The following is a 1,425-nucleotide window of genomic DNA, read 5'->3' as shown; positions in this document are numbered from 1 at the left end:
ACTCAAAGAGCATCGTCGCATCGCCACCCGTTATGAAAAGACAGCAAGAAATTATATCGCTATGGTGAAATTAGGTTGTATCCGCTTATTTCTTAAGGTCATTATTTAATTGAGGGACACAACCTAGTACTACAGCCGTAGATACCAGAAAGTTGTATTTTCCTTGATGCTCACAACTCTGAGAAACCGCATGAATTAAGCTTTTCTATGGGTGTCTTTTCTGTTGAAAAAAGTAAGTACGGCTGTAGTACTAGTGAAGTTTTACCTTCGATTAGAAAGACCGGTAGCTATATAGGCAGGGAGAAGAGTATTTCACTAAGTCAGCTCATTATTTTCCCTTATTGTCAGAAACCAGCCAATGTTCTAAGTGCAGAAAAATTGCATAGACACAGAATTGAAGTCTTAGCAATTTGTGATTCTATTCGGTGTCCAAAACAAGCTTTTAAAGTTGATCTATGTTTCTCGCATTATCTTCAAGGAGAATCAGGGATAAGGGTAGAAAAGGTGATAATGTTAAAAGGTTGATAAATAGACTAACTCTTGCCCAGAAATTGAAGCTGGCTAGTGTGTTTTCATCCAGGCAATGGCTTTATGAAAAAATCTCTGTCGCCATTTTGTCGCCACTGACTACCAGAAACAAAAAAGCCACTCTTGTTTGAATGGCCTAATGTACTGATTTAACAGCTAAAATCTGGTGGCCCCTACTGGACTTGAACCAGTGACCAAGCGATTATGAGTGTATAGAACTACGTTTTAAAACAACTAGATACAGCGAAAACCGCAGCTCACAGCGCATTACTTCGCAAAAGTTGGCAAAACATCGAATACGTATGAAAACTTTCACGTCTCATCAGCGTCTCATAATCAAGCGAAGCATTACCATAGCGGCAGCGAATAAATTGTAATTAAAAATAACAATAAAAACAAAAACTTAAATAAAAATAAATCACAATAAAACAAAATATATACACAACTATGTACAAACAGGAAAAGCACTCAATATGAAGTGTAGCGATGGATTTTACACCATTAGACAGGGATGTGGGGATCAGCTCAGAGATGAGAGAGGGATTGCAAAATCATAAGAAACCCGGAGTTTCAACCAAGTACTATGATCGCTACGATTACCTGAAAGAAAAGAGAGAAATCATTCAACTTACTATAACCTTTTGATTTTAATTAATTCCTGCTCAGTGCCGGAATTAAGGATATCTCCGTCCACCAATCTAAAAAGCAAATAATTCTTCTTGTAATGCAATAAAATAGTAAATATAGTATATACTGTCATTATATACAGCAATCAAAGGCACGGGGGAGAGGGGGAACATAATGCTTAATAATTTTTCTCGCTACGCACTAACTGCTAGTTCTGTCGCCCCAGTATGTATTACTTTAGCATTCCTTGCTTTTATAAATAAAAATTGG

Annotated in this window: 1 pseudogene; it reads left to right on the top strand. The window is 36.9% G+C overall.

Annotated features, from left to right (window positions below):
* Positions 1-109, top strand: a pseudogene (locus AAC155_RS24150) (IS5/IS1182 family transposase); the annotation flags it as partial.
* Positions 110-1,425 lie beyond the last annotated feature (1,316 nt).

It is taken from the genome of Photorhabdus sp. HUG-39 (genome assembly GCF_963878365.1).
Lineage (GTDB): Bacteria > Pseudomonadota > Gammaproteobacteria > Enterobacterales > Enterobacteriaceae > Photorhabdus > Photorhabdus kayaii.
This window is presented reverse-complemented; position numbering and strand designations above follow the sequence as displayed.